Below are 24,080 nucleotides of genomic sequence, written 5' to 3'. Positions count from 1 at the left end.
CACGGCGATGGACGGTCCGCCGGGCCGCGAGCGCGGGTGTCCGACAACGTGCCGCGCCGGCGGGAGTTCGCCGCAGCGCACCGGCGGGCGTCGGGCCCCGGCTACTTGCCGGTCCAGTCGTGCCCCGCCACCAGCGCCTCCACCGGCTTCCGCCACGTCGAGGGCTGGTCGTCGGAGCCGGAGCCGAGGGCGCATTGCACCATCACGCTGTCGCTCCAGCGGCCGTACTTGTAGCCGACCGCGGGCAGGTGGCCGACGCGGACGAAGCCGCAGGCCTCGTGCAGGCGCAGCGAAGCCGCGTTCTCGGAATCGATGTAGCCGATCATCTGACGGTAGCCGCCCGCGGCGCAGGCCTCGATCAGCGCCGGCAGCAGGCGTCGGCCGATCCCGGCATGCAGGTGCTCGGGATGCACGTAGATCGAGTGCTTGAGCGTGTAGCGGTAGGCCGGCCGCTTCCGGAACGGCACCGCGTAGGCGTAGCCCGCGACCTGACCGTTCCGGTCGGCGACGAGGTGGGGCAGGCGCTTCTTGCGCATGGTCTTGCGGCGCCGGCGCAGGTCGTCGGGGAGGAGGCGATCCTCCTCGAAGTCGCCGACGTCGCCGACGCCGCGGCGGATGTGGTGCTCGTAGATCGCCACCATCGCTGCGAGGTCCGCGTCCGACGACGGGCGGATGACGATGTCGGCGCAGGACGCGGCCGGCTCTGGGATCGCGAAGTCGCCCGCCGGGCCCGCGTCCTCCATCAGCGCGCCTCGCGCATGACGTAGGTGTGGAAGCGGATCTGCCCGTCCGGCTCGACCTGACGGTACACGCCCTGAATCTCGGCCTCGAAGCCGGGAAACAGGTTCGCGGAGCGCTCGAACATCTTGAAATAGTCCAGCATCGGCTTGGCCCGCTCATCGATTCGCTCGCCGGGCAGCACCGTGCCGATCCCGGGCGGGTAGACCAGAAGCAAGGTCGTCGCCACACGCCCCTCGGCTTCGGCAATCGGGACGAAATCGACGTTGTTGCGGGTCAGCATCTGCGCCGCGGCCTTGGGCGCCATCACCATCTCGGGCAGGTGCTCGGGCTGGAACTGCTTGCGCTGGAGCATCGAGGTGCCGTGCTCGCGGTGGAAGGCGTGGAAGTCGGCGCAAAGGTCGCGAAGCCGCACGCCGCGGTAGCGGTTCGGGCGCCGCCGCACGAACTCCGGCATCGCGTCCTCCAGGAGCACGTTGTCGTCGTGCAGGCGCTTGAAGGCGACCAGGCCCGAGATCAGCGTGCCGGCCTTCGAGGATTCGACGCCGGGGGTCAGCAGGAAGAGCAGCGAGTTCAGGTCGTTCTTCTCGGCGACGATGCGGTTCTCGCGCAGGTACTGCGCGACGATCGGGGCCGGAACGCCGTGGGCGGCATATTCCCCGGTCGCCCGGTCGAAGCCCGGCGTCAGCACCGTCAGCTTGTTCGGGTCGGTCATCGCGTAGCCGGGCGAGGCCTCGGGCCCGACATGGGTGAAGCCGTGCCAGCGCGCGCCGGGGCGCAGCTCCCAGTGCTTCGGGTCCGAGGCGAGCACGTCCGTCGTCAGGCTCTCCCACGGCACGTTGACGCCGTCCGGGCCGGGGGTCACGTCGGGCACGAAGGCGTCGAAGAACCAGCGCCGGTTCGGATCGCCCTCCTTCTCCTCGAACTCGCGGCGGATGGCGCGGACCTTCTTGCGCCACTCGATCCCGAGACGGATCGTGTCGTCCCACAGGATCATGCCCGAGCGGCCCTTCATCATCTGCGCCCCGACGTCCAGCGAGGCGAAGATCGGGTAGAACGGCGAGGTCGAGGCGTGGACGAGGAAGCTTTCGTTGAGGCGGCGGTGCTCGACGCGCCGGGTCTGGCCGCGGATGTGCCCGTCCTTGGTGTGGATCTGCGAGGCTTGGCTGAAGCTCGCGAGCTGCTTGTGGGTCGATTGCGTGGCGATGATGCCCGGCGAGGTCTCATCGAGCCCCTTCAGGCCCATGGCGAAGCGGCCGACGAAGAGCGGGTGGAACTTCATGAAGCCGGCCCAGGCCTCGTCGAACAGGATGTAGTCGCACAGGTGCCCGATCCGCTCGACGACGCCCTGCGCGTCGAGGATCGTGCCGTCGTAGGTGCACTGCTCGATCACCGCGACGCGGAACGGACGCTCGCGGCGCCACGCCTCCTTGTCCTCGACCAGCGGGTTGCGGCGGATCTTCTCGCGGATGGCGGTCTCGTCCAGTGCCTCGTGGTAGATCGGCCCGATCAGCCCGTAGGCGTTGCGATCGGTCTCGAGGAAGATCGGGATGCCGCCGGCGAGCATCAGGGCGCCGTGATGGGCGGCCTTGTGGTTGTTGCGATCGAACAGGACGAGGTCGCCCTCCGCGACCAGAGACCCGAGCACCACCTTGTTCGAGGCCGAGGTGCCGTTGAGGACGAAGTAGGTCTTCTCCGCCCCGAAGATCTGCGCCGCCTCCTTCTGCGCCTTCAGCGCCGGCCCCTCGTGGGTCAGGAGATCGCCGAGGTCGAGGACCGAGTTGTCGAGGTCGTCGCGGAAGATCGCCTCGCCGAGGTGCTCGACGAAGATCCGCCCGATCGGCGAGCGGTTGTAGAAGATGCCGCCGTTGTGGCCGGGGCAGGTCCAGAGCTGGTTGCCCTTCTCGGCGTAGTCGACGAGCGCGCCGAAGAACGGCGTCTTCAGGGTCTCGGCGTACTGGGTCACGCGGGAGACGAGGCCGCGGGCAATGAATTCCGGCGTCTCCTCCGCCAGGAAGATGTAGCCGTCGATGAAGTCGAGCAGCTCGACCGGGATGTCCTCAAGCCGCTTGCGGCGCACGAGGATGACGATCGGCATCTCGAGGCCGCGCCGCCGCATCATGTCGATCAGCGAGGCCGCCTTGCCGTCGAGGCCGCGCTTGCCCCAGTCGACCACCATGCAGCCGATCGCCGCGTCGGTCTGCACGGCGATCGCCGCATCCTCGACGCGCCGCGCCCGGATCACCTCGAAGCCGCGCCCCTCGACCGCGGTGACGATCTGCGCGACGCGGACGCCTTCCAGATCGTCCGGATCGAAGGCCGGCGCGCACATCAGCACGGTGAAGCGGCGGTGAAAGTCCATGGAAAGCCTCTGGCCTGACGGGTCGGCGCCTGCCTGCGACGCCATCATGACGGTTGGATGACGGTGCGGGCGAACGGCGCGGGATCTGGCCGGGGCGGCGGCCGACCTTCGGTCCGCTCGGGTAATACGATCGGCCCGCCATGGCCATGACGACAATGCCTCGGGCCACCCGCTCGACCGCTCCGCGCATCGGCCGCGTCGCGCTCCGCCTCGCTTTCGCCCCAGCGCCTGCGGACAAGGTGGCCCGCGCCTAACGGATCCTTCACCACAGCGCCGCGAGCGTCCCAAACGCATGAAGCCGACAGCCGCGATCCTTCGTCCTGCCCTGGCCGCCGCATGGCTGACCTTCGCCGTCGCGCCCGCAGCGGCCCACCCGCACGTCTGGGTGACCGCGAAGGCCGAGATCGGGTACGCGGGCAGCAAGGTGGTCGCGGTGCGCCACGTCTGGACCTTCGACGCCGCCTACACCGCCTTCGTCACCCAGGGGCTCGACGCGAACAAGGACGGCAAGCTGACGCCGGACGAGCTTCAGACCCTCGCCGCCGAGAACACCGGGAATCTCGCCGAGTTCGGTTACTTCACCAAGCTGAAGGTCGGCGGCAAGGAGCAGGCCTTCGCCGACCCGGTCGAGCCGCGGATGGCGATGGAGGGCGACACGCTCACCCTGAGCTTCCGCCTGCCGCTGAAGACGCCGCCCGCGCAGGGGCGCGGCGTGCTCGCGCTCGAGGTCTACGACCCGACCTACTTCGTGTCTTTCGGCCTGTCCGAGGCGCCGGATGCAGCGACGCTTGTCGGCGCACCGAGCGGCTGCGCGGCGACGGTGACGCGGCCGAAGACCCCCGAGCCCAAGACGGCGGAGGCCGGGACCCCCGGGATGAGCGAGGCGTTCTTCGAGGCGCTGACGGCCGCTTCCGGCTACGGGGTGCAGTTCGCGAACCGGATCCTCGTCGCATGTCCGTAGGCGCCACGCTCGCCGTCCAGCCCGCAAGCCGCCGGCCGCCGCGGCTGATGCTGGTCGCCGCCGCCGTCGCGGTCGCGGCCCTGATCCTCGCCGGCCTGGTCTGGCTCGCGGCGCCCGGCCTCTCGGCGCCGCCGCCGCGCTCGCCCTTCGGCATCGGCTTCCGCGAGGCCGCGCCGTCGGCGACCGGGCTCGGCGGCTGGCTCCTGGCGATCCAGTCTAGCTTTTCGCGCAGCCTTCAGGCCGCGCTCGCCGCGATCAAGGGCGGCGGCGACTGGATGCCGCTGGTCACGCTCGGCTTCGCCTACGGCATCTTCCACGCCGCCGGCCCCGGGCACGGCAAGGCCGTGATCGCCGGCTACCTGTTCGCCGGCGAGCGGGCCTTGCGCCGCGGCTTCGGCTTGAGCTTCGCCGCCGCGATCCTGCAGGCGCTGGTGGCGATCGCGATCGTCGGGACCGGCCGCCTCGTGCTCGGCGCCACCGCCGCCGGAATGACGCGGGCCGGCAACACCATCGAGATCGTCAGCTTCGCCCTCGTCGCCGCGATCGGGCTGGCGGTGACGTGGCGCAAGGCCGGGCGCCTCGCCGACCTCGGCGCGCCCGCCGCCTGCGGGCCCGAATGCGGCCATGCCCGCCTCGCCGACGCGCGGGCGCTCGAAACGCTCGACACCTGGCGGGAGCGCGCCGGCGTGGTCGCCGCCGCCGGTTCGCGACCATGCGCCGGAGCGGTACTGATCCTGGTCTTCGCCGCCGCGCAGAACATGCTGGCTGCGGGCGTCCTCGCGGTCTTCGCCATGGCGCTCGGCACGGCGCTCACCACCGGCGCGCTGGCGAGCCTCGCGGTCTTCGCCAAGGGCGCCGCCCTGCGGATCGCCGGCGGTCGCGGACGCGCGGGCGTCGTGGCGATCGGCGCGCTCGAGCTGCTGGCCGGCGCCTTCGTGCTGGTGCTCGGGCTGGCGATGCTGTCGGGCCTCGCGCTCGACATCGGCGGCTGATCGCCCCTCGCCAACGGCACGCCGCCATGCCACGCTCCGGTCCGGGCGGGGAGCCCGGCACGCGAGGCGCCGCATGGCAGGGTTCGACCACATCCTGAACTGGCGGCTGCTCTCGGGCTCGCACCCGTTTCCGGGACCCGACGGCGGCACCTGCATCAACGAGGCGGCCCTCGTCGCCGCGGGGCTGCCCTACCGCGCGATCCGGTCGAGCGACGAATGCCCGCCCTGCTTCTCGCGCCCGCTCGCGGCCTACGCCCTCGGCCTCAACGACGCGATGCCGGACGGCGAGCGCCACCGCCTGATGGCCTTCGTCCTGCGCCTGTCCGGCTCCGCCGACACGCCGGCGGTCGAGGCGGAGCGGACGGCCTTTCTGGCCCTCGAAAGCATCCGCAGCCTTCTCCCGCCGCTGCTCGAGCGGGCCGGATTCGCCGCCCTCGCCACCCGCTGCGCCGCCGCGGCGGATCTCGACGAGGCGCTGGCGGCCGCGCGTTCGGCCGCCTGGGCGGGTGGAGCGCGAGCGCAGGCCGCATCGGGTCAGCGCGCCTGGGTCTCCGGAGCATTGGCGGCCGCGGTCTCCCGCACCGCAAGCGCGGCGATCCGCGCAGCGGAGGATCCGCGCTGCGCGGCGGAGATCGCCGAGGGGGCGGCGCCGTTCGCCCCGGACACGTGGGCGCGGGCGGCCGTGATCCTCGACGGCGCACTGCGGATCGGGCGGCAGGCGCCCGACATCGACCTGTTCGCCGCGCGCGACCGCCTCGACGCCGCCCGATCGGCCGCGCACGCCTGAGCCGCGATCACGCCTTCACATCAGGCGGCGGCGGAAGCCGCGTCGAGATCGAGCTCGACGGTCTCGCAGTTGTCGAGCCAGACGCCGGTGAGGTGGAAGAAGAACGTGCCATGGCCGACCACTGCGATCGTCCGCTCGGGCCGCGCGCGCAGCCATTCGCGAAACCCGGCGACGCGCTGGTCGAACAGGTGCCGCGGCTCGACCGGATGACCGCCGACGTCGGACCCCTCCTCGGCGTGCCACCACACCTCGGGCAGGTGCCCCACGTCCAGATGCGGGAACTCCGCCGCGATCTCGGAGGCGACCCGGCCGACGTCGCAGCTGCTCTCCTGGCACTCCCGATGCAGCACCTCGACGAGGAGCTTCGGCTCGGCCGGATGGTCGGCGAAGACCAGCGCGGTCGTCTCGATCGCGCGGGTCAGCGGCGAGACCACCACGAGGTCGAACGGGATCTCGGAGAGCGCCGCCCGCGCCGCGCGCGCCTGCTCCCGGCCGCGCGGCGTCAGGCGGGCGTCGCGATGGTCGGGATCGCGGCCGGTCGCGCGGTGGGCGGCGTTGAAGGTCGATTCGCCGTGGCGGAGGCAGACGATGCGGGTCGGGCCGTTCATGCGGGTCATGGTCTCGTCGGTTCGTGTCGGGGTCAGGCGAAGCGGCCGCCGCGCTGGATCACCTCGATCTTGTAGCCGTCGGGGTCCGTGGCGAAGAAGAACCGCGCCAGCTCGGTGTCGCCGTGCTTGAGCGTCTTCATGTCCGTCGCCGGAAGCCCCTCGCGGGTGAAGCGGGCGTGCTCGGCGGCGAGATCCGCGACGGTGACGGCGACGTGGCCGTAGCCGTCGCCGAGGTCGTAGGCCTCGGTCCGGTCCTTGTTGACCGTCAGCTCGATTTCGAAGGGCGAATCCGGCGCGCGCATGTAGACGAGGGTGAAATCGGGAAAGTCGAAGCGGTCGGAGATGGCGAGCCCGAAGGCCGCCTCGTAATAGGCGACCGAGCGCGCCTCGTCGCGGACGCGGATCATCGCATGGACGGGCTTGGCCATTCTTCGCTCACAGGTCGGATCGAGGGAGTGGCACCGATATCTGGCGCGAAGAACCGATCCGAAAAGGCCGGGAGCCCTGCGCCGAACCGCCGGCAGCCCCGCGCCGATGGCCACGGAGGCCCGTTCGAAGCCGATGCCGAGGCTATCAGCAATCCTGTCGACCGATCGAGGCGCCCTCATGCCTGAGCCCATCCTGCTCGCCACCAGCCAATCGCCCGCCGAGGAGGCGATCTGGCGCGATGCGCTCGCCCGTGCGATGCCGGACGAACGCATCGTGACGGCTGCCGACGAGTTCGATCGCTCGACGGTCGCCATCGCGATCGTCGCCAACCCGGTTCCGGGGGCGCTGGCCGGACTGCCGTCGCTCGCCTGGGTGCACAGCCTGTGGGCCGGCGTCGAGCGCCTGCTGCAGGACGCGACGCTGCCGCCGGTCACCGTCGTCCGTCTCGTCGATCCGACGCTGGCGCGAACGATGGCCGAGACCGTCGCGGCCTGCGTGCTCGCGCTGCACCGCGATCTCCCGCTCTACGCCGCGCAGCAACGCCGCCGCGAATGGCGCCAGCACCCGGCCCGCGCGGCCGGCGCGTGCCCGGTTGCGATCCTCGGGATGGGCGAGATGGGGCGGGCCTCGGCCGAGCTGCTGCTCGGGCTCGGCTTTCCCGTCCGCGGCTGGAGCCGATCGGGCACCGCGATTCCGGGGTTGATTGCGCATTCCGGCCGCGACGGCCTCGGCAGGGCGCTGGACGGCGCGGCCTACCTCGTCAACCTGCTGCCGCTCACCGCTGAGACACGCGGCATCCTCGATCGCGCCTGCTTCGCCCGGCTGGCGCCGGGTGCCGGCGTGATCAACTTCGGCCGCGGCGCCCACCTCGTCGAGGCCGACCTGTGGCAGGCGCTCGATGACGGACGGGTCGGGCACGCGGTACTCGACGTGTTCGCGCAGGAGCCGCTGCCCCGCGACCACCCGGCCTGGGACCACCCGAACGTCACGGTCCTGCCCCACGTCGCGGCGCCGACCGACGAAGCCTCGGCGGCCGCGATCGTCGCCGGGGCCGTGGCGGCCTTCCGCAGCACCGGACGGGTGCCGGCGGGTGTGGACAGAGCCCGCGGGTACTGATCGCCGTCGCCGCAAGCTGTCGCGTGGTTTCGCGGACGCAACGTCTTGCGTCCTCGAGATGCCGCACACCGAAGCGCGCATGGGAAACACGCCGTTACAAATTTGCCGCCGCCCCCCATCTTCGATCGTCGCGCGTCTCGGGCCATAAGGAGCCGCGAAGTCCCGTCGGGACGCGACCGAAGACGACCGCCGATGAACGCGCCCGCCAGCCCGCATATCCTGATCGTCGAGGACGACCGCGAGATCGCGAACCTGGTCGCGCGCTACCTCCGCGGCAACGCCTGCCGCGTCACCCTCGCCGGCGACGGCGCGGAGATGGATCGGGCGCTGGCCGACGGCCGGGTCGACCTCATCGTCCTCGACCTGATGCTGCCGGGCGAGGACGGCCTCAGCCTGTGCCGGCGCCTGCGCGCGAGCTCGGCGATCCCGATCCTGATGCTCACCGCCAAGGCCGAGGAGATCGACCGCATCGTCGGCCTCGAGATCGGCGCCGACGACTATCTCGCCAAGCCGTTCAACCCGCGCGAGCTGCTGGCCCGCATCCGCGCCGTCCTGCGCCGCACCGGCAACGAGGTGGCGGAGGAGGAGGGCGCGCGCCGGATGCACTTCGTCGGCTGGACGCTCGACGTCTCGCTGCGGCAGGTGCTGAGCGCGGAGGGCGCGCGCATCTCGATCACCGGCGCCGAGTTCGACCTGCTCCACGCCCTGTGCCTGCGCCCGGGCCGCGTGCTCTCGCGCGACCAGCTCCTCGACCTGACCCAGGGGCGCAGCGCCGGCCCGTTCGAGCGCAGCATCGACGTGCTCGTGAGCCGGATCCGCCAGAAGATCGAGCGCGATTCGCGCAACCCCGAGATCATCCGCACGATCCGCTCGGGCGGCTACCTGTTCACGCCGGAGGTGACGCGCTCATGAGGTTCGGCCGGATCCGGAGCCGCCTGCGCCCGCGCAGCGTCGCCGGGCAGATCGCCCTGCTCGTGGTGGCCGCGATCGTCGTCGCGCACGCGGTCGCGACCACGGCCTTCGTGCTCCTGCGCGAGCCCTGGAAGCCGGACGACCATCCCGGCGTCGCGGCAGGGCGCCTCGCGATCGTCGCCCGCCTCCTCGACAACGTTCCCGTGCCGGACCGCGACGCCCTGCTGGCGAATGCGGCACGCAGCGTGCCGAACCTTCAGATCGCACCCTGGACCGGGACCGCTGCCGAGGGCGAAGGCCTCAACCGCCCGGTCGTCCGCCGCCTGCGCAACGGCTTCGGCCGGGCGCTGACCGTGGTCGAGATCGGCGGGCCGGAGATGCGCGCCGACGGCTACCTCCGCCTCGGGATCGTCACGCCGAACGGTGCGCGGCTGCAGGCGAGCCTGCCCGACGACCCGCTCAGGCCGCCGCACGAAGGCGCGATCATCTTCACCGTGATCTTCCTCGCCCTGACGCTGGCGCTGCTCTCGGTGTGGGCGACGCGGGCGCTGACGGCGCCCCTGGCGCGGCTCGCCGGCGCCGCCGAGGCCTTCGGCACCGGGGACGACCACGTGGCGCTGCCCGAGGCCGGCCCGCGGGAGGTGATCGCGGTCTCCCGCGCCCTCGACCGGATGCGCAACCGCGTGCGGCGCCTGATCGACGACCGCACGCAGATGCTGGCCGCGATCAGCCACGACCTGCGCACGCCGATCACCCGGCTGCGGCTGCGCGCGGAGTTCATCGACGACGACCACACCCGCATCATGACGCTGCGCGATCTTGACCAGATGAACGCGCTCGTCGAGGCGGCCCTGTCCTTCGTCCGCGACGGCCAGGGCGGCGCGTCGAGCGCGCGGACGCTGATCGACCTCGCCTCGGTGGTGCAGACGGTCTGCGACGGGTTCAGCGACGTCGGCGCCGACGTCTTCGTCACGCAGAGCCGCCACGTGCTCGTCCGCGGAAAGCCCGACGAGCTCGAGCGGGCGATCACCAACCTCGTCGACAACGCGGTCAAGTACGGCGGCGGCGCGCGCCTCTCGATGGAGCAGACGCCGCGGGGCGTCCGCATCGTGGTCGGCGACACCGGCCCCGGCATTCCCGAAGCCGAGCGCGACGCGATGCTGCAGCCGTTCGTTCGCGGCGACCGGGCCCGCAATCTCAACGACGCGAGCGGCTTCGGCCTCGGGCTGTCGATCGTGCTCGCCATCGTCGAAGCGCATGACGGCTGGCTCACCCTGACGAATCGCCCGGAAGGCGGCCTCTCCGCCGCGATCGAGCTGCCGCTGGCCGCCGCGATCCCGGCCGAACCCGCCGAGACCCGGATCGCCGCCGCGGCGGAATGAACGGCCGAGCCTTGCATCGGACCGGCGCGATCGGCGTTGAGGCCGAGCGGGCATCGGAAGGCAGGAAGCGCATGGACGTCGGATTCATAGGGCTCGGGCGCATGGGGCGCGCCATGGCGGCCAAGCTGGTCGAGGCCGGGCACACCGTCCGCGTCTGGAACCGGACCCCGGATGCTGCGCACGGGATCTCCGGCGCGACGCCGGTGGCGAGCGCGGCCGAGGCGTTCGCGGGCGACGCGGCGATCACCATGCTGTCGGACGACGCGGCACTGCGCTCCGTCATCGTCGAGGGCGGGCTGCTCGACGGCGCAGGCCGGCCGGCGATCCACCTGTCGATGAGCACGATCTCCGTCGCCTTGGCGCAGGAACTGGCCGCGATCCACGCGCGCGCCGGCATCGCCTATGTCGGCGCCCCTGTGTTCGGGCGGCCGGACGCGGCCGCAGCGGGCGCCCTCAATATCATCGCCGCGGGCGATGCCGGCGCGATCGACCGCGCAGCCCCGCTCCTCGACGCGATGGGCACGAAGACGTGGCGCTTCGGCACCGAGCCGCATCAGGCCAATGCCGTGAAGCTCGCCGGCAACTTCATGCTGGTCTCGGCGATCGAGGCGATGGGCGAGGCCGCCGCCTTCGCCGAAGGTCATGGGGTGGCCGGCGCCGACCTTCTGGACATGCTCACCGGCACGCTGTTCGCCTCGCCGGTCTACAAGGGCTACGGCGCGTCGATCGCCGCGAACCGCTACGAGCCGCCGGGCTTCGGCCTCCGCCTCGGCGCCAAGGATATCGGCCTCGCCCTCGGCGCCGCGGCGGCGGTGAACGTGCCGATGCCGTTCGCGAGCGTCCTTCGGGACAACCTCATCGACGCGATCGCGCACGGCGACGGCGACAAGGACCTGGCCGCGCTCGCCACCGTGGCGACCCGGCGCAGCGGGCGCTGAACGCTTGGACGCGGCGACGGCCGGCGTTTGCACCGACGCGTGAAGTCGGTCGTCATGCGTTCCGTGCAACACCGCCGCTGCGCGCGCCTTGCGCCCCGCCCACGATGCCATACCTGAACCTCTCGGCCCGAGACTGGGCTCCCGCATCCTGAGGCCGGCGCGCGCGGCCTTCGAGGCACGCCGATGATCTCGACCGAAGCCGACATCCTGAACACCGCCGCGTCCTGGCGACGCGACGGCCGCGACGTGGCGCTCGCGACTGTGATCGAGACCTGGGGATCGGCGCCGCGTCCGGTCGGCAGCCACCTCGTCGTCGACGGCGAGGGCAACTTTCTCGGTTCGGTCTCCGGCGGTTGCGTCGAGGGCGCCGTCATCACGGAAGCCGCCGACGCCATCGCCGACGGCAAGCCGCGGGTGATCGAGTTCGGCGTCGCCGACGAGACCGCGTGGCGGGTCGGGCTCTCCTGCGGCGGCCGCATCCGAATCTTCGTCGAGCGGATCGACTGACATGCGCGCCGACATCCTCGAAGGCCTCAACGCCGAGCGCGCCGCCCGCCGCGCCGCGATCCTCGTCACCGACATCGCCGACGGCGGGCAGCGCCTGGTGCGGGAGGCCGATATCGCCGCCGACGCCCTCGCCGAACCGCTCGGTCGGCACCTCGCCGCAGGCCGGAGCGGCCTCGTCGAGGCGGACGGCCGGACGCTGTTCCTCACGGTCCAGGTGCCGCCGGTCCGGCTCGTCGTGGTCGGAGCCGTGCACATCACCCAGGCCCTGGTGCCGATGGCCGCCGCGCTCGATCTTGCGCTGACGGTGATCGACCCGCGCACCGCCTTCGCCAGCCCCGAGCGGTTTCCGGGCGTCGCGCTGGTGGCGGATTGGCCGGACGCGGCCCTCGGCGGCGCTGTGCCGCCGCTGGATCGCTACTGCGCGCTCGCCGCGCTGACCCACGATCCCAAGATCGACGATCCGGCTTTGAAGGCCGCGCTCTCGGCGGAGTGCTTCTACATCGGCGCGCTCGGCTCGCGGAAAACCCACGCGGCGCGCGCGGTCCGGCTGATTGAGGCCGGCTATTCCGAGGCGCAGCTGGCCCGCATCCGCGCCCCGATCGGGCTCGCCATCGGCGCGGTCAGCCCGGCCGAGATCGCGCTGTCGGTGATGGCGCAGATCGTCGCCGCCCTGCGTCGGGCGCCGCGCGAGGCAGCTTCGTGAAGTTCGGGCCGGTTCCGGTCGGATCCGCGCTCGGCCTCATCGCCGCCCACACCATCAAGGCGGGCGGCGCGACCCTGCGCAAGGGCCGGGCGATCTCGCCCGAAACGATTGCAGGCCTCGCGGCCGAGGGCGTGCGCGATCTGGTGGCCGTTTCCCTGGAGCCGGGCGACGTCGGCGAGGACGAGGCCGCCGAGACCCTGGCGCGGCACCTCGCCGGGACCGGCCTGCGGTGCGAGCCGCCGTTCACCGGACGCTGCAACCTCTTCGCGGTCGCGCCCGGCGTTCTGGTCGTGGATCGAGCCGGCATCGATGCGGTTAACGACGTCGACGAGGCGATCACCGCGGCGACGCTGCCGCCGTTCAAGCCCGTGGTGGCCGGCGAGATGGTCGCGACGATCAAGATCATCCCCTACGCGGTGCCGGGAACGGTCCTGGCGCATGCGTGCGCCGCCGCGCCGGTCGGCGCGTTGCGGGTCTCGCCCTATCGCCGCCGCCGGGTCGGCGTGGTCTCGACGCGGCTGCCGAGCCTGAAGGAGACCACCGTCGACGGGACCCTGACCGCCCTCGCGGATCGGCTCGCGCCGACCGGCGCCGAGATCGTTGCCGACCGTCGCGTTCCGCACGCGGCCGGCGCGGTCGCCGAGGCGCTGGCCGCGGCGACCGCGCTGGACGGCGCCGACCTGGCGATCGTGTTCGGCGCCTCGGCCATCGCCGACCGCCGCGACGTGATCCCGGCCGGCATCGCGGCTGCGGGCGGCGCGGTGATCCATTTCGGCATGCCGGTCGATCCCGGGAACCTGCTGCTGCTCGGAGCGCTGGGGGACGTTCCGGTGATCGGCGCGCCGGGCTGCGCCCGCTCGCCCAAGGAGAACGGGTTCGACTGGGTGCTGCACCGCCTGCTCGCGGACCTGCCCGTCACCCGCGCGGACATCGTCGCGCTCGGTGTCGGCGGACTGCTGATGGAGATCGTCTCGCGGCCGCAGCCGCGATCGGGCGAACCGAGCGCGGCCGACGATGCCTGACATCGCAATCGGTGCCGTCCTGCTCGCCGCCGGGCGCGGCACCCGCTTCGGTGCCGAACCGAAGCTGCTCGCGCGGCTCGACGGGACGCCGCTGGTGCGCCACGCCGCGGAAGCCGCCCTCGCGTCCAGGGCCCGTCCGGTCGTCGTCGTGCTCGGGGCCCATGCGGTGGCCGTGCGCGCCGTCCTTCACAATCTCGACCTCGTCTTCGTCGAGAACGCCGCGTTCGGTTCCGGCCTCTCGACCTCGCTGCGGGCGGGACTCGCCGCTCTGCCGGCCGAGACCGATGCGGCGGTGATCCTGCTCGGCGACATGCCGCGGGTGACGCCGGCGCAGATCGATCGCCTCGCCGCCGCCTACCGGGCCGCGGAGCCGGCTCCGAGTGCCGTGGTGCCGACGATCGCGGGGTGCCGCGGCAACCCGGTGCTGCTCGATCGGCGCGTGCTCGGCGACGCCCTCGCCAGCCTGTCCGGCGATCACGGCGCCGGGCCGCTGCTGAAGGGTCGCGCCGACGTCCTGGAAATTCCGGGAGAGCCCGGGACCGCGCTCGACGTCGACACGCCGGAGATGCTGGCTCGGCTTTGAAGGCTCAGGCCTTCCTCGCCTCGCTTCGGCAGCGATCCGAGCAGAACCGGACCTCGTCCCAGACCCGCTCCCACTTCTTCCGCCAGGCGAACGGCCGCCCGCACTGCGCGCACAGCTTGGTCGGCAGGTCGCCCTTGCGGATCATCTTCCCCGATGTCCGGCCCGAAGTCTTGTTTTCGGAATCGCCCCCGCTTCGCCTGGACATCCGGTCAGCGCCCGATCTGTCCGGCTTCGGCCAGCCCCACCGGCGACCACCGCGTGATCTGGATGTAGCCGTCGCGGGCCGCGACCACGACGTGGCGCCTGTGGCGATGGACGACGGTGCCGGGCAGATGCTTGTGCGCCTCCCGCCAGCCGCCGGCCTGCGCGACGTAGACGCGAGCGTCGCCGAGCCGCGCCAGCGTCTCGATCGATCCGAAAGCGCGGACCCGACGCAGGATCGCGGCGACGTCGGCGCGGAAGTCGAGGGTGCGGTCGACGTCGCTCGCGCGCGCCCAGTACGAGCCGTCGCCCTGCGGCTCGGGCCGCCGCCACCGCGCCGGCAGATCGCGGCCGATCGGCCCGATCGCGAGCCGCCGCGCCGCCATCTGGCACTTGGCGAGCAGCGTCTCGTGGTCTTCCTGGGCGTCGAGCGGGAACAGGTCCTGCGCGAGGATGTCGCCGGTGTCGAAGCCCTCCTCGGCGAGCACGTGGGCGGTGACGCCCCAGGTCTCGTAGGCTTCCTCCACCGCCCGGAACAGCGGGTAGGGGCCGCGCCCGGTCGGCAGCGGCGAGGGGTGGATGTTCAAGCCGAAGGCCGCGCGGGTGCGCCATCCGGTGATCAGCCAAGGATAGCCCGCGACGACGAGCGCCCAGTCGCGGCCGTGGGCGGCGTTCAGCGCGTCGAGATCCTCGGCCTTCAGCCGCGAGAGCTGGATCGGCAGGCGCAGCTGGCGGGCGCGCGCCACCACCACGTCGTTGTGATCGTAGAGCCCGTCGCAGGGGCGGGTGAACAGCTTGATCGGGGTCCAGCCGGCCTCGATCAGGCCCTCGAACACGCCGCCGAGGAAATCGATGCCGGCGAAGGCGAACTTCATGAACCTGGGTTCTCCGGCGGTCTCGATGGGATGCGACCATGTGGAACGGCCGCGCCGGTCTCGACCGACTCCTCCGTCCTCCACGACGCCTTAGCTTCATCTTGTCGAACCGCCCCCGCCGGCAAGGGGCGTTCGGCGGCGACGGGGGCGAGCATGCAACGGGTTCTGATCTACGGCGGCACGGGCGGCATCGGCCGGGCGACGGCGGAGGCGCTGCGCCACCGCGGCTACGGCCTCCACCTCGCGGCGCGCGACCGCGGCCGGCTCGAAGCCGCGGCGGCCGAACTCGGCGAGACCACCGTGACGGCCGGCGACGTCGCCGACGCCGACTTCTTCGCTCAGGCCACCGCGGAGGCAGGCGATCGCCTCGCCGGCCTCGTCTACGCGGTCGGCACCATCAACCTGCGCCCGCTCGCCCGCCTGACCCGGACGGACGCCGAGACCGATTTCCGGATCAACGCGCTCGGCGCCTTCTCGGCGATCCAGGCAGCGGCCGGCGCGCTGAAGGCCGGTGCCGGCGAGGCGGGCGCGGGCGTCGTCCTGTTCTCCACTGTCGCGGTGGCGCAGGGGTTTCCGGCCCACGCCTCGGTCGCCATGGCGAAGGGGGCGGTCGAAGGCCTCGCCCTGTCGCTGGCGGCCGAGCTCGCGCCGCACGTACGCATCAACGTGGTGGCACCCTCGCTGACCCGGACGCCGCTCGCCGCCGCGATCACCGGCAACGCCACCCTGGCCCAGGGCATCGCCGCGATGCATGCCCTGCAGCGCCTCGGCACGCCGGAGGACATCGCGGGGCTCGCCGCCTTCCTCGTCTCGGCCGAGGCCGGCTGGATCACCGGGCAGATCATCGGCGCCGACGGCGGCCGCTCGATGCTGCGCACCAAGGGCTGAGGCGCTTGGCAACGCGGAACACCGCAGGGCGGAAGACCCTGCGCTTCGTGCTGGGCGACCAGCTCAGCCGGCGCGTGTCGAGCCTCGTCGATCTCGATGCGCCCGACGTGGTGCTCATCGTCGAGGTGATGGCGGAGGCGACCTACGTCCGCCATCACAAGCAGAAGATCGCCTTCCTGTTCTCGGCCATGCGCCACTTCGCGGCGGAGCTCGAAGCCGAGGGCGTCACGGTGGATTACGTCCGCCTCGACGATCCCGGCAACAGCGGCAGCTTCACCGGTGAGCTCGCGCGCGCGGTGGCCCGGCACGCGCCGGACCGTGTCGTCGTGACCGAACCCGGCGAATGGCGGGTCTGGTCGATGATGCAGGCGTGGCGCGAAGACCTCGCCGTCCCGGTCGAGATCCGCGACGACAACCGCTTCCTGTGCCCGCGCCGCGATTTCGCCCACTGGGCCGGGGACCGCCGGGCGCTGCGCATGGAGACGTTCTACCGGGGCATGCGCCGCCGCACCGGCCTGCTGATGGACGGCAAGGATCCCGTCGGCGGCCAGTGGAACTTCGACGCCGACAACCGCAAGAAGCTGCCGCGGGGCCATGCCGTCCCGAGCCGCCTGCGCTTCGAGCCGGACGCGACGACGCGCGCGGTGCTCGACCTCGTCGCCCGCGCGTTCGCCGGGCATTTCGGCGACCTCGACGGCTTCGGCTGGCCGGTGACCCGCCGCGACGCGCTCGAGGCCCTGAAGCACTTCATCGCCGACGGCCTGCCGACCTTCGGCGACTACCAGGACGCGATGAAGACCGGCGCGCCGTTCCTGTACCACGCGCTGATCTCGCCGCCGCTCAATGCCGGCCTGCTCACCGCGGAGGAAGTCTGCCGTGCCGCCGAGCGCGCCTATCGCGAGGGCGCGGCCCCGCTGCACTGCGTCGAGGGCTTCATCCGCCAGATCCTCGGCTGGCGCGAATACGTGCGCGGCCTCTACTGGGCGCGGATGCCGGCCTATGCCGAGACCAACGCCCTCGACGCGCGGCGCGACCTGCCGTGGTTCTACTGGTCGGGCGAGACGGAGATGAACTGCCTCGCGCAGGTCGTCGCCGAGACGCGGGCCCATGCCTATGCCCACCACATCCAGCGCCTGATGGTCACCGGCAACTTCGCCCTGCTCGCGGGGCTTTCGCCGGCGCAGGTCGAGGAATGGTACCTGATCGTCTTCGCCGACGCCTACGAGTGGGTCGAGCTGCCGAACGTGCACGGCATGGTGCTGTGGGCCGATGGCGGCGTGATGGGATCGAAGCCGTACGCGGCCTCCGGTGCCTACATCAACCGGATGTCCGATTACTGCGCCGCCTGCCGCTACGACGTCGCGAAGAAGGCCGGCCCGGACGCCTGCCCGTTCAACTACCTGTACTGGAACTTCCTCATCGCCAACGCCGACCGCCTCGAAGGCAACCCGCGCCTGTCGATGCCCTATCGCACGCTCGCCGCGATGCCGCCCGCGCGCAAGGCCGAGATCGCGGCGGACGCGGCGTCGTTCCTCGATGGGCTGAGCGCCGATGCGCCGGCGGGCGAGATTAAACGATAACTGGAACGCTGCAGGCGGACGCGGCGCGAAGGAGCTTCGCATCGCGCGAGGCGAGGGGGCGTGAACACCGAATCGCCAATTCGAGATAGCTCGCATCGTACAGCGAGAGCCCGTGCTTGGCGGCGAGCGTCATCGTCGCCGACTAGGCATGTCGCGCGGTCTCGGTATCGATCGAGATCGGTAGGGCTGCGAGAAGCTCGAGAGCCTGAGTCCTCTCTGCCGTTACGATGCGGCGCTTCCGCTCAGCCGTAAGAAGGACGTGCCCGACCTCGAGAGCCCAGAGGCCAGGCACGATCGCACCTTTTGCCGCGACCTGTTCGAGAATATCGCTCGCATCGCTCTCGATCGGCAGGACCCAAGCGAGGGCCATCGACGCATCTAGGATGCAGAGGCTCACCGGCGGTCTTCGCTACGAAAAATCTCTATCTCATCTGGGCTGAACGTTTCACCGCGGGCGGCGATGCGATCGCGCAACGCGCGCAGCCCGCCAACCGTCAGGGCCGTGGTATCCTCACGGGTCGGCGGGACGAGCCGTGCGACGGGTTTGCCGTCGCGCAGGACGAGCACGTCCTGGCCAGCCTCGAGCGCATCGAGAAGTGAGCCGAGCGAACTTTCTGCGTCGAAGATGCTGATTGCGTCCATACGATCACCAACCGAACGACGTCGCGTTTCCGCTGCGTCTGCTGCTGGCAATCGTAGCATGGTTCGGCCAGCCGCGGATGGGTCGAGCATCGCTCACCACGGCGTCCAGACCGACAACGCGAGGTACGGGCTCGGCCGCCTTTCGGTACTCTCGACCTGTACGCCGCCCGACACGCGAAAACTGTAGCTGCCGACTGCGAAATCGGTGGCGTGGGCGCCGAAATTCCACTTCGTATAGCCGGTCCGGTCGGCGTAGAGGCTGACTTCGGGGCCGAGGTAGAAGCCCCAGGCGCCATAGCCGAGGGCGATCCGAGACCAGGCCGAATCGCGCGCCGAGCCCAGGACCAGGGTCGCCTGAACCAGGCTCCCGTCGGTCGGGCGCGCCCAGACCTCGCCGTGCAGGCGTAGACCCCAACGCATCGGAAGCGTCGCCACGCTGCGCCCGTCCGTCAGGGCTTCGTACGCACCCTCCGGCCCGGCATAGAGCGCGACGACGCCCCAATCCGGGAACCACTGATAGCCCGCCAGCGCCGCACCGAGCACGGTGTAGCGCGACAGGCGAGCGACGCCCCACGAATCGCAGTAGCACGCCATCTCGTTGCGGCGCCCGCCGCCGAGGCTGGCGAGCGCGACGAAACCCGGCCGGTCGAGCTTGTCGAGCGCGATCTTCGCGCCGATGGACAGGAAATTTGCGGCGCCGGCATCCAGGCTGCCGAACAGCAGGGTGTCGAGATCGCCGGCCCGAGCCGTGTCGGCTGCTGCCGCTACGGCGTGGAGCAGGCACGCCACCGACGCCGCGAGACGGCGCCTTCGGTGCGGGGACGCGAGCCGTGCCAAGCCGATGACTCCTAATACAAGATGAAAATCTTATATCTCGAAGGCTCGCAACATGGGGCGATTCAGGAGAGATGTCGCGACAGTTTCAAAGACGGTCGGCAATTTTTCCACCATTCGGCCGTGAAACAATCAACCGCAACTCTGAGTATGTAACTTCAAGTTACGCATGAATCGCCCAGCCAACCTGAAGGAAATATGTCCTTTCTGAAGCTTCCAGGCTTGTCGGTTTCCCGCGGACGGTGCGCCGCCGGGGAGGGGGCGAGGCTCATGCTTGGCGGCGGTGCCGAACTCGGCTAGAGCCCGCGCCGGGACAGCAACCTGCGGCCACGTTTTGTATTCCGGTGCCCGAACGTCCGACGTCCTCACGGTTCTCGCCAGCCAAGAGGGAGACCGCCTGACCGTCGGCGACATCGTCGCGGTGCTGCGGGACCGTGCCTTCGCGCTGCTCGTGGTGCTGCTCGGCCTGCCGAACTGCCTGCCGATGCCGCCGCCGATCCCCCTGGTCTGCGGCCTGCTGCTGCTGCTCGTGGCCGTGCAGATCGCGATCGGCAAGTCGTCGCCCTGGCTGCCGAAGGCGCTGCTGGGACGATCGGTCGCCCGGAAGGACGTCGAGCGGGCCGTCAAGCGCGCCGTGCCGGTGCTGCGGCGGCTGGAGCGCTGGTCGCGGCCACGGCTCAGCGTGTTCGAGACGGCGCTCGGCATGCGCGGCATGGGCATCGCCCTGCTGACGCTGTCGCTGGCGCTGATCGTCGCCGCGCCGGTGATCGGCCAGATCCCGCTCGGGCTCGCCGTCTGCCTCGTCGGCCTCGGGCTGGTCGAGCGCGACGGCATCCTGGTGCTGGTCGGTCTCGGGATCGGGAGCCTGGGCGTGCTGCTCAATGCCGGCTTCGCCTACGCGATCGTCGCCGGGATCATGAGCCTGTTCCACCTCTGAACCGCGATCGTGCGGCTCCGGCTCACGCCTCGAGATGCCGCGGCTTCACCAAGCGGTAGAGCAGCCCTCCGCGCGGGCCCGCCAGCATCGACACGAGATAGAGCGCGCCGGCCGCCAGCACGATCGCCGGCCCGGTCGGCAGGTCGAGATGGTAGGACAGGCTCAGGCCCGAGAAGCTCGCCACCACCGCGATCAGCATCGAGGCCGGGATCAGCGTGCCGAGCCCGCGCGCCCAGAACCGGGCGGCGATCGCCGGAAGCAGCATCAGCCCGACCGCGAGCAGGGTGCCGAGCGCCTGGAACCCGCCGACGAGGTTCATCACCACGAGGCCGAGGAAGGCGTAGTGCACCGGGCCGCCGCCGCGGCTCACCGTGCGCAGGAACAGCGGATCGACGCATTCCATCACCAGCGGGCGGTAGATCAGCGCGAGGCCGAACAGGGTCGCCGTCGCGATGCCGCCGAGCAGCAGCAACGCCGGGTCGTCGAGCGCCAGCACCGTGCCGAACAGGATGTGCAGCAGGTCGATCTGCGAGCCGCGCATCGACACCAGCAGCACGCCGGCGGCGAGCGAGATCAGGTAGAACGCGGCCAGGCTCGCATCCTCGCGGATCACGGTCGAGCGGGTGACGAGGCCGGCGAGCAGGGCGACCGCGAGCCCCGCGACGAGCCCGCCCAGCGTCATCGCCGGCAGCGACAGGCCCGCCACCAGGAAGCCGACGGCGGCGCCGGGCAGGATGGCATGGCTCATCGCCTCGCTCATCAGGCTCATGCGTCGGAGCATCAGGAACACGCCGACCGGCGGCGCCGAGATCGACAGCGCGAGGCAGCCGACCAACGCCCGGCGCATGAAGCCGAACTCGACGAACGGCGCGAAGGGATCGATCACGCCGCGGTCTCGTGCTGCTCGGGTGGGGCCGGGCGATGGTGATGCCCGTGCGTGTGATCGTGCCCATCGTCGTGCCCGGACCCGTCGGGTGCCGGGGCGACTTGGGCATGGTCGTGGGCGCAGATGGCGGCGTCCTCGTCCCAGGCCTCGGACAGGCGGGTGGCGCGGGCGAGATTCTGCGGCGACAGCACCGAGGCCGTCGCGCCCCAGGCGACCGGCTCCCGCGCGAGCAGGAGCGTCTTCGGGAAGTACGCACGGACCTGCGCCAGGTCGTGCAGCGCCGCGACGATGGTCCGGCCCTCGCCGTGCCACGTGCGGATCAGCGCGATCAGGTCGGCGGTGGTGCGCGCGTCGACTCCGGTGAACGGCTCGTCGAGCAGGAGCACCTGCGCGTCCTGGAGGATCAGGCGTGCGAACAGCGCGCGCTGAAACTGGCCGCCCGAGAGAGTGCCGATCGGCCGCGCCTCGAAGCCGGACAGCCCGACGGCGTCGAGCGCCTTCAGCACGGCGCCTCGCTGCCCGAGCAGGCTCAACCAGGCGCCGGATCGGCGCCACAGGCCCATGCTGGCGAGATCGAGGACGCTCAGGGGGAAGCTGCGGTCGATCTCGTCGGCCTGCGGCAGGTAGGCCAGCGTGCGGGCCGGCATGCCGCGGTGGATCTGCCCGTCGAGGCTGGGGATCTCGCCGATCAGCCCTTTCAGCAGGGTCGACTTGCCGGCGCCGTTCGGGCCGACCAGCGCCAGCAGGTCGCCGCGGCGGATGGTGCCGTCGAGGTGGTGCACCGCCGGATGCCGGTCGTAGCCGAGCGTCAGTCCGTCGAGGCGGATGTCGCCGGCGGCCACAGGCGTGCGCGCGGTCACGCGCCCAGCGTCCAGGCGATCGCCAGCCAGAGCGGCGCGGCGAGCGCGGCGGCGAGGCCGAGGCGGAACGCCAGGCCGCTCTGGAACAGCGATGCGGCCGAGGAAGCCGGCGGGCGGGATCTGGGTCTCAAGGGGACGATCTTCGTCGAGGGTGTGCGAGCGCCGAAGGCCGATCCGTTGCCCGGACCGGTGGCGCGGCCTATAATCCGTGGTGATACACTGTAACACCGGCGGCGTTCAATCGGGGCGCCCCGGCCGCAAGGATCGGGATGCACGATCACGTCGGGCACGAAGGGGAGGCGTGCGGCGCGGAGCACGCCGCCGCGACGATGGCGCGTGCCGAGAAGCTCTGCCGCGACAGGAGCCTGCATTTCACCAAGCTGCGGCACGACGTGCTGCAGGCCGTCGCGGAGACGGGCAAGCCGATGGGTGCCTACGACATCGCCGAGCGCCTGAGCGGGCCGGATCGCCGGGTGGCCGCCGTCTCGGTCTACCGCGCGCTCGACTTCCTGACCGAGAACGGCCTCGTCCACCGCATCGCCAGCCGCAACGCGTTCGTGTCCTGCGCGCACGAGCACGGCGCGGGGGAGGGGCTGGTGTTCCTGATCTGCCGGAGCTGCGGCGGCATCGACGAGACCACCTCGCCCGAGATCGAGGCCGGGCTCGGGCGCACCCTGGAGCGGGCGGGGTTCCGCCCGGCGAGCCGGATCCTCGAGGTCGAGGGCGAGTGCGGCGCCTGCCACGGGCGGCAAGCCGACGACGCCCACTGATCCCGGGACGTCGCTCGCGGAATCCGGCTCAGAACGCGTTGCGGTAGGCGCGGCGCGAGAACACCGTCTGGAACATGATCTGGATGTCGAACCAGATCGACCAGTTGTCGATGTAGTGCAGGTCGTGGTTGACCCGGCGCTCCATGTCGAGGTCGGTCAGGGTCTCGCCGCGCAGGCCGTTGACCTGCGCCCAGCCGGTGATGCCGGGGCGGACGTTGTGTCGGCGCGCGTAGAGGGCGATGCGCCGCTCGAAGCTGCGGTCGTGCGCGAGCGCGTGCGGGCGCGGCCCGACGAGCGACATCTCGCCCTTCAGCACGTTCAGGATCTGCGGCAGCTCGTCGAGGTTGGACCGGCGCAGGAAGGCACCGATGCGGGTGATGCGCGAATCGTTGCACGAGGCCTGCTTGAACACCGCCTCCGCCTCGGCCTTCATGCTGCGGAACTTGAACACGCCGAAGGGTTGCTGATTGAAGCCGTAGCGCTTCTGCCGGAAGAACACCGGGCCGGGGCTGTCGAGCTTGATCGCCACGGCGATGGCCGCGAGCAGCGGGCTCAGCGCAACGAGGGCGATCGTGGCGAGCGTCACGTCGAGGAGGCGCTTCAGCAGCACCTCGGCCATGCTCAGCGGACGGCGGCCGATGTTGATGCCGGAGAGGCGGCCGACCCGGGACACCTGCATGTCGGGAAAGCGGTCGAGCACGGAACCGGGGCGCAGGTGCAGCGCCGCCGGCACCCGCAGGAAGGCGTCGATGCAGCGCTCCACCTCGGCGGTGTCGGCCCAGGGCACGAGGATGAAGACGTCGTCGGGGCGCAGGAACCGCACCACGGAGACCGCGAGGTCGAGATCCTCCGACATCTGCGCATGGCGGGTGGCCTCGTCCGCGCGGGCGTCGACCCGGCGGAGATAGCTGGTGCCGACGACGCGCAGGCCGAGCGAATCGGCCTCGTTGCTGGCGTAGAAGCGGGCGATGTCGTCCTCGAAGCCGACGAGGTGGACGCGGCTCACCGAGGCGGACGCCGGCGTCACGCTGCGGCGCACGAGCCCGATCATCGCCGCATGCGCCAGCATCAAGACCGGCAGGCCCGAGACGAACACGGTGAGGGCGACGACGCGCGAGACCTCGTTCGTCGTCTTGGTGATGAAGCCGACCACGAGCGCCGCAGCCCAGGCGACGACCCACCGGGCCGCGCTCTTCTGCAGCGACGCCTTCTGCGCCAGCATCGCCTCGATCGCGTATTCCTCGCGCAGGGCGGACGTCGCGACGATGACGATCGCCAGCAGACCGGAGAGCTGCAGGCCCCAGCTCGCCGAGAACGGCATCATCTCGCCGTTCAGAAGGAAGAAATAGCCGTATTCGACCACCATCGTCGTGATGACGATCGACAGGATGTCGGTCATCGCCACCGAGGCCGAGATGCCGATGCGGAACGCGCCGCGGCTCCGACGCGGGAGCAGCGCCGTCCATACATTGCGTCGCCGCTCCGCCGAAGTCGGCAGCGGCTGGAAAGTCTCAGGCAGGCGATCTTGAAACATCTGGCGCGCCATGTTCCGAACTGAACCGGACGG

At 71.4% G+C, this 24,080-nt stretch carries 27 protein-coding genes; 15 read left to right on the top strand and 12 right to left on the bottom strand.

All coding sequences use genetic code 11. The features are described 5' to 3' along the window. Positions 1-101 precede the first annotated feature (101 nt). Positions 102-743, bottom strand: a complete 642-nt coding sequence (locus tag MKK60_RS04350; protein ID WP_147725906.1) for a GNAT family N-acetyltransferase — start codon at positions 741-743, stop codon at positions 102-104. Continuing rightward, positions 743-3,100 carry an Orn/Lys/Arg decarboxylase N-terminal domain-containing protein gene (locus MKK60_RS04345; RefSeq protein ID WP_243949112.1) on the bottom strand — a complete coding sequence of 786 codons (2,358 nt, stop codon included), beginning with the start codon at positions 3,098-3,100 and terminating at the stop codon, positions 743-745. Before MKK60_RS04345 ends, MKK60_RS04350 begins: the two co-directional genes overlap by 1 nt. 292 nt (positions 3,101-3,392) lie before the next feature. Here MKK60_RS04345 and MKK60_RS04340 point away from each other — a divergent pair, with 292 nt between their 5' ends. From MKK60_RS04340 to MKK60_RS04330, 3 genes are all read left to right on the top strand, one after another. Further along, complete coding sequence (locus MKK60_RS04340) at positions 3,393-4,061, top strand: DUF1007 family protein (protein WP_243984048.1); 669 nt, start codon at positions 3,393-3,395, stop codon at positions 4,059-4,061. Continuing rightward, on the top strand, positions 4,052-5,053 hold the full coding sequence (locus MKK60_RS04335; RefSeq protein WP_243984047.1) for a nickel/cobalt transporter: 1,002 nt from the start codon (positions 4,052-4,054) through the stop codon (positions 5,051-5,053). Before MKK60_RS04340 ends, MKK60_RS04335 begins: the two co-directional genes overlap by 10 nt. Before the next feature lie 73 nt (positions 5,054-5,126). Beyond that, complete coding sequence (locus MKK60_RS04330; RefSeq protein ID WP_243984046.1) at positions 5,127-5,840, top strand: hypothetical protein; 714 nt, start codon at positions 5,127-5,129, stop codon at positions 5,838-5,840. 20 nt (positions 5,841-5,860) lie between these two features. On the opposite strand, the gene MKK60_RS04325 is transcribed toward MKK60_RS04330, so the two are convergent. Together MKK60_RS04325 and MKK60_RS04320 are read right to left on the bottom strand one after the other, a co-directional pair. Further along, positions 5,861-6,457, bottom strand: coding sequence for a histidine phosphatase family protein (locus tag MKK60_RS04325; protein WP_147728700.1), 597 nt, complete (start codon positions 6,455-6,457; stop codon positions 5,861-5,863). Positions 6,458-6,480: 23 nt separating this feature from the next. Continuing rightward, a complete protein-coding gene (locus tag MKK60_RS04320) occupies positions 6,481-6,876 on the bottom strand; it encodes a VOC family protein (RefSeq protein WP_243949107.1) in 396 nt (131 codons plus the stop codon). Between the two features lie 178 nt (positions 6,877-7,054). Between MKK60_RS04320 and MKK60_RS04315 the strand changes: the two genes are divergently transcribed. From MKK60_RS04315 to MKK60_RS04280, 8 genes are all read left to right on the top strand, one after another. Then, the gene (locus tag MKK60_RS04315; RefSeq protein ID WP_243984045.1) at positions 7,055-7,993 is read left to right on the top strand and encodes a 2-hydroxyacid dehydrogenase; all 939 of its coding nucleotides are present in this window, start codon (positions 7,055-7,057) and stop codon (positions 7,991-7,993) included. Positions 7,994-8,185: 192 nt separating this feature from the next. Next, positions 8,186-8,905: a response regulator gene (locus MKK60_RS04310; RefSeq protein WP_147728697.1), complete on the top strand. Its 720-nt coding sequence runs from the start codon at positions 8,186-8,188 to the stop codon at positions 8,903-8,905. After that, a complete protein-coding gene (locus MKK60_RS04305; protein WP_243984044.1) occupies positions 8,902-10,287 on the top strand; it encodes an ATP-binding protein in 1,386 nt (461 codons plus the stop codon). The genes MKK60_RS04310 and MKK60_RS04305 overlap by 4 nt, the downstream gene beginning before the upstream one ends. A gap of 71 nt (positions 10,288-10,358) precedes the next feature. Further along, complete coding sequence (locus tag MKK60_RS04300; RefSeq protein WP_243931917.1) at positions 10,359-11,225, top strand: NAD(P)-dependent oxidoreductase; 867 nt, start codon at positions 10,359-10,361, stop codon at positions 11,223-11,225. Positions 11,226-11,408: 183 nt separating this feature from the next. Beyond that, the gene (locus MKK60_RS04295; protein ID WP_147728569.1) at positions 11,409-11,732 is read left to right on the top strand and encodes an XdhC family protein; all 324 of its coding nucleotides are present in this window, start codon (positions 11,409-11,411) and stop codon (positions 11,730-11,732) included. A gap of 1 nt (position 11,733) precedes the next feature. Beyond that, on the top strand, positions 11,734-12,435 hold the full coding sequence (locus tag MKK60_RS04290) for an XdhC family protein (RefSeq protein WP_243984043.1): 702 nt from the start codon (positions 11,734-11,736) through the stop codon (positions 12,433-12,435). After that, complete coding sequence (locus tag MKK60_RS04285; protein ID WP_243984042.1) at positions 12,432-13,457, top strand: molybdopterin-binding protein; 1,026 nt, start codon at positions 12,432-12,434, stop codon at positions 13,455-13,457. Before MKK60_RS04290 ends, MKK60_RS04285 begins: the two co-directional genes overlap by 4 nt. Continuing rightward, positions 13,450-14,040, top strand: a complete 591-nt coding sequence (locus MKK60_RS04280) for an NTP transferase domain-containing protein (protein WP_243984041.1) — start codon at positions 13,450-13,452, stop codon at positions 14,038-14,040. The genes MKK60_RS04285 and MKK60_RS04280 overlap by 8 nt, the downstream gene beginning before the upstream one ends. Positions 14,041-14,044: 4 nt before the next feature. On the opposite strand, the gene MKK60_RS04275 is transcribed toward MKK60_RS04280, so the two are convergent. Then, on the bottom strand, positions 14,045-14,185 hold the full coding sequence (locus MKK60_RS04275; protein ID WP_243984040.1) for a DUF2256 domain-containing protein: 141 nt from the start codon (positions 14,183-14,185) through the stop codon (positions 14,045-14,047). A 64-nt stretch (positions 14,186-14,249) separates the two neighbouring features. Further along, on the bottom strand, positions 14,250-15,116 hold the full coding sequence (locus MKK60_RS04270; protein WP_243984039.1) for a formyltransferase family protein: 867 nt from the start codon (positions 15,114-15,116) through the stop codon (positions 14,250-14,252). 153 nt (positions 15,117-15,269) lie between these two features. Here MKK60_RS04270 and MKK60_RS04265 point away from each other — a divergent pair, with 153 nt between their 5' ends. Together MKK60_RS04265 and MKK60_RS04260 are read left to right on the top strand one after the other, a co-directional pair. Then, a complete protein-coding gene (locus tag MKK60_RS04265) occupies positions 15,270-16,004 on the top strand; it encodes an SDR family NAD(P)-dependent oxidoreductase (protein WP_243984038.1) in 735 nt (244 codons plus the stop codon). A gap of 5 nt (positions 16,005-16,009) precedes the next feature. Then, positions 16,010-17,584: a cryptochrome/photolyase family protein gene (locus MKK60_RS04260; protein ID WP_243984037.1), complete on the top strand. Its 1,575-nt coding sequence runs from the start codon at positions 16,010-16,012 to the stop codon at positions 17,582-17,584. A 393-nt stretch (positions 17,585-17,977) separates the two neighbouring features. Here MKK60_RS04260 and MKK60_RS04255 read toward each other — a convergent pair whose 3' ends face one another. Together MKK60_RS04255 and bcsS are read right to left on the bottom strand one after the other, a co-directional pair. Then, positions 17,978-18,226: a type II toxin-antitoxin system Phd/YefM family antitoxin gene (locus MKK60_RS04255; RefSeq protein ID WP_187275457.1), complete on the bottom strand. Its 249-nt coding sequence runs from the start codon at positions 18,224-18,226 to the stop codon at positions 17,978-17,980. A 93-nt stretch (positions 18,227-18,319) separates the two neighbouring features. Beyond that, on the bottom strand, positions 18,320-19,063 hold the full coding sequence (bcsS, locus tag MKK60_RS04250; protein WP_243984036.1) for a cellulose biosynthesis protein BcsS: 744 nt from the start codon (positions 19,061-19,063) through the stop codon (positions 18,320-18,322). Positions 19,064-19,394: 331 nt separating this feature from the next. On the opposite strand from bcsS, the gene MKK60_RS04245 reads away from it, so the two are divergent. After that, entirely contained in the window at positions 19,395-19,997 is a 603-nt protein-coding gene (locus MKK60_RS04245; RefSeq protein WP_147727042.1) for an exopolysaccharide biosynthesis protein, read from the top strand. Between the two features lie 22 nt (positions 19,998-20,019). Here MKK60_RS04245 and MKK60_RS04240 read toward each other — a convergent pair whose 3' ends face one another. The 3 genes from MKK60_RS04240 to MKK60_RS28400 are packed head-to-tail and all read right to left on the bottom strand — an operon-like array spanning position 20,020 to position 21,874. Then, the gene (locus MKK60_RS04240) at positions 20,020-20,844 is read right to left on the bottom strand and encodes a metal ABC transporter permease (protein ID WP_279592983.1); all 825 of its coding nucleotides are present in this window, start codon (positions 20,842-20,844) and stop codon (positions 20,020-20,022) included. Between the two features lie 35 nt (positions 20,845-20,879). Continuing rightward, complete coding sequence (locus MKK60_RS04235; protein ID WP_243984035.1) at positions 20,880-21,743, bottom strand: metal ABC transporter ATP-binding protein; 864 nt, start codon at positions 21,741-21,743, stop codon at positions 20,880-20,882. Beyond that, the gene (locus MKK60_RS28400) at positions 21,740-21,874 is read right to left on the bottom strand and encodes a hypothetical protein (RefSeq protein ID WP_279592978.1); all 135 of its coding nucleotides are present in this window, start codon (positions 21,872-21,874) and stop codon (positions 21,740-21,742) included. The genes MKK60_RS04235 and MKK60_RS28400 overlap by 4 nt, the downstream gene beginning before the upstream one ends. Before the next feature lie 138 nt (positions 21,875-22,012). Here MKK60_RS28400 and MKK60_RS04230 point away from each other — a divergent pair, with 138 nt between their 5' ends. Beyond that, positions 22,013-22,513, top strand: a complete 501-nt coding sequence (locus tag MKK60_RS04230) for a Fur family transcriptional regulator (RefSeq protein WP_243931927.1) — start codon at positions 22,013-22,015, stop codon at positions 22,511-22,513. Positions 22,514-22,541: 28 nt separating this feature from the next. Here the strand turns inward: MKK60_RS04230 and MKK60_RS04225 are convergent, their stop codons facing one another. Then, complete coding sequence (locus MKK60_RS04225) at positions 22,542-24,047, bottom strand: exopolysaccharide biosynthesis polyprenyl glycosylphosphotransferase (RefSeq protein WP_243984034.1); 1,506 nt, start codon at positions 24,045-24,047, stop codon at positions 22,542-22,544. Positions 24,048-24,080 lie beyond the last annotated feature (33 nt).

Source organism: Methylobacterium sp. J-092 (assembly GCF_022829325.1).
Classification (GTDB): domain Bacteria; phylum Pseudomonadota; class Alphaproteobacteria; order Rhizobiales; family Beijerinckiaceae; genus Methylobacterium.
Note: the sequence above shows the minus strand (reverse complement) of the source record. Positions and strands in the feature narration are given on the sequence as shown.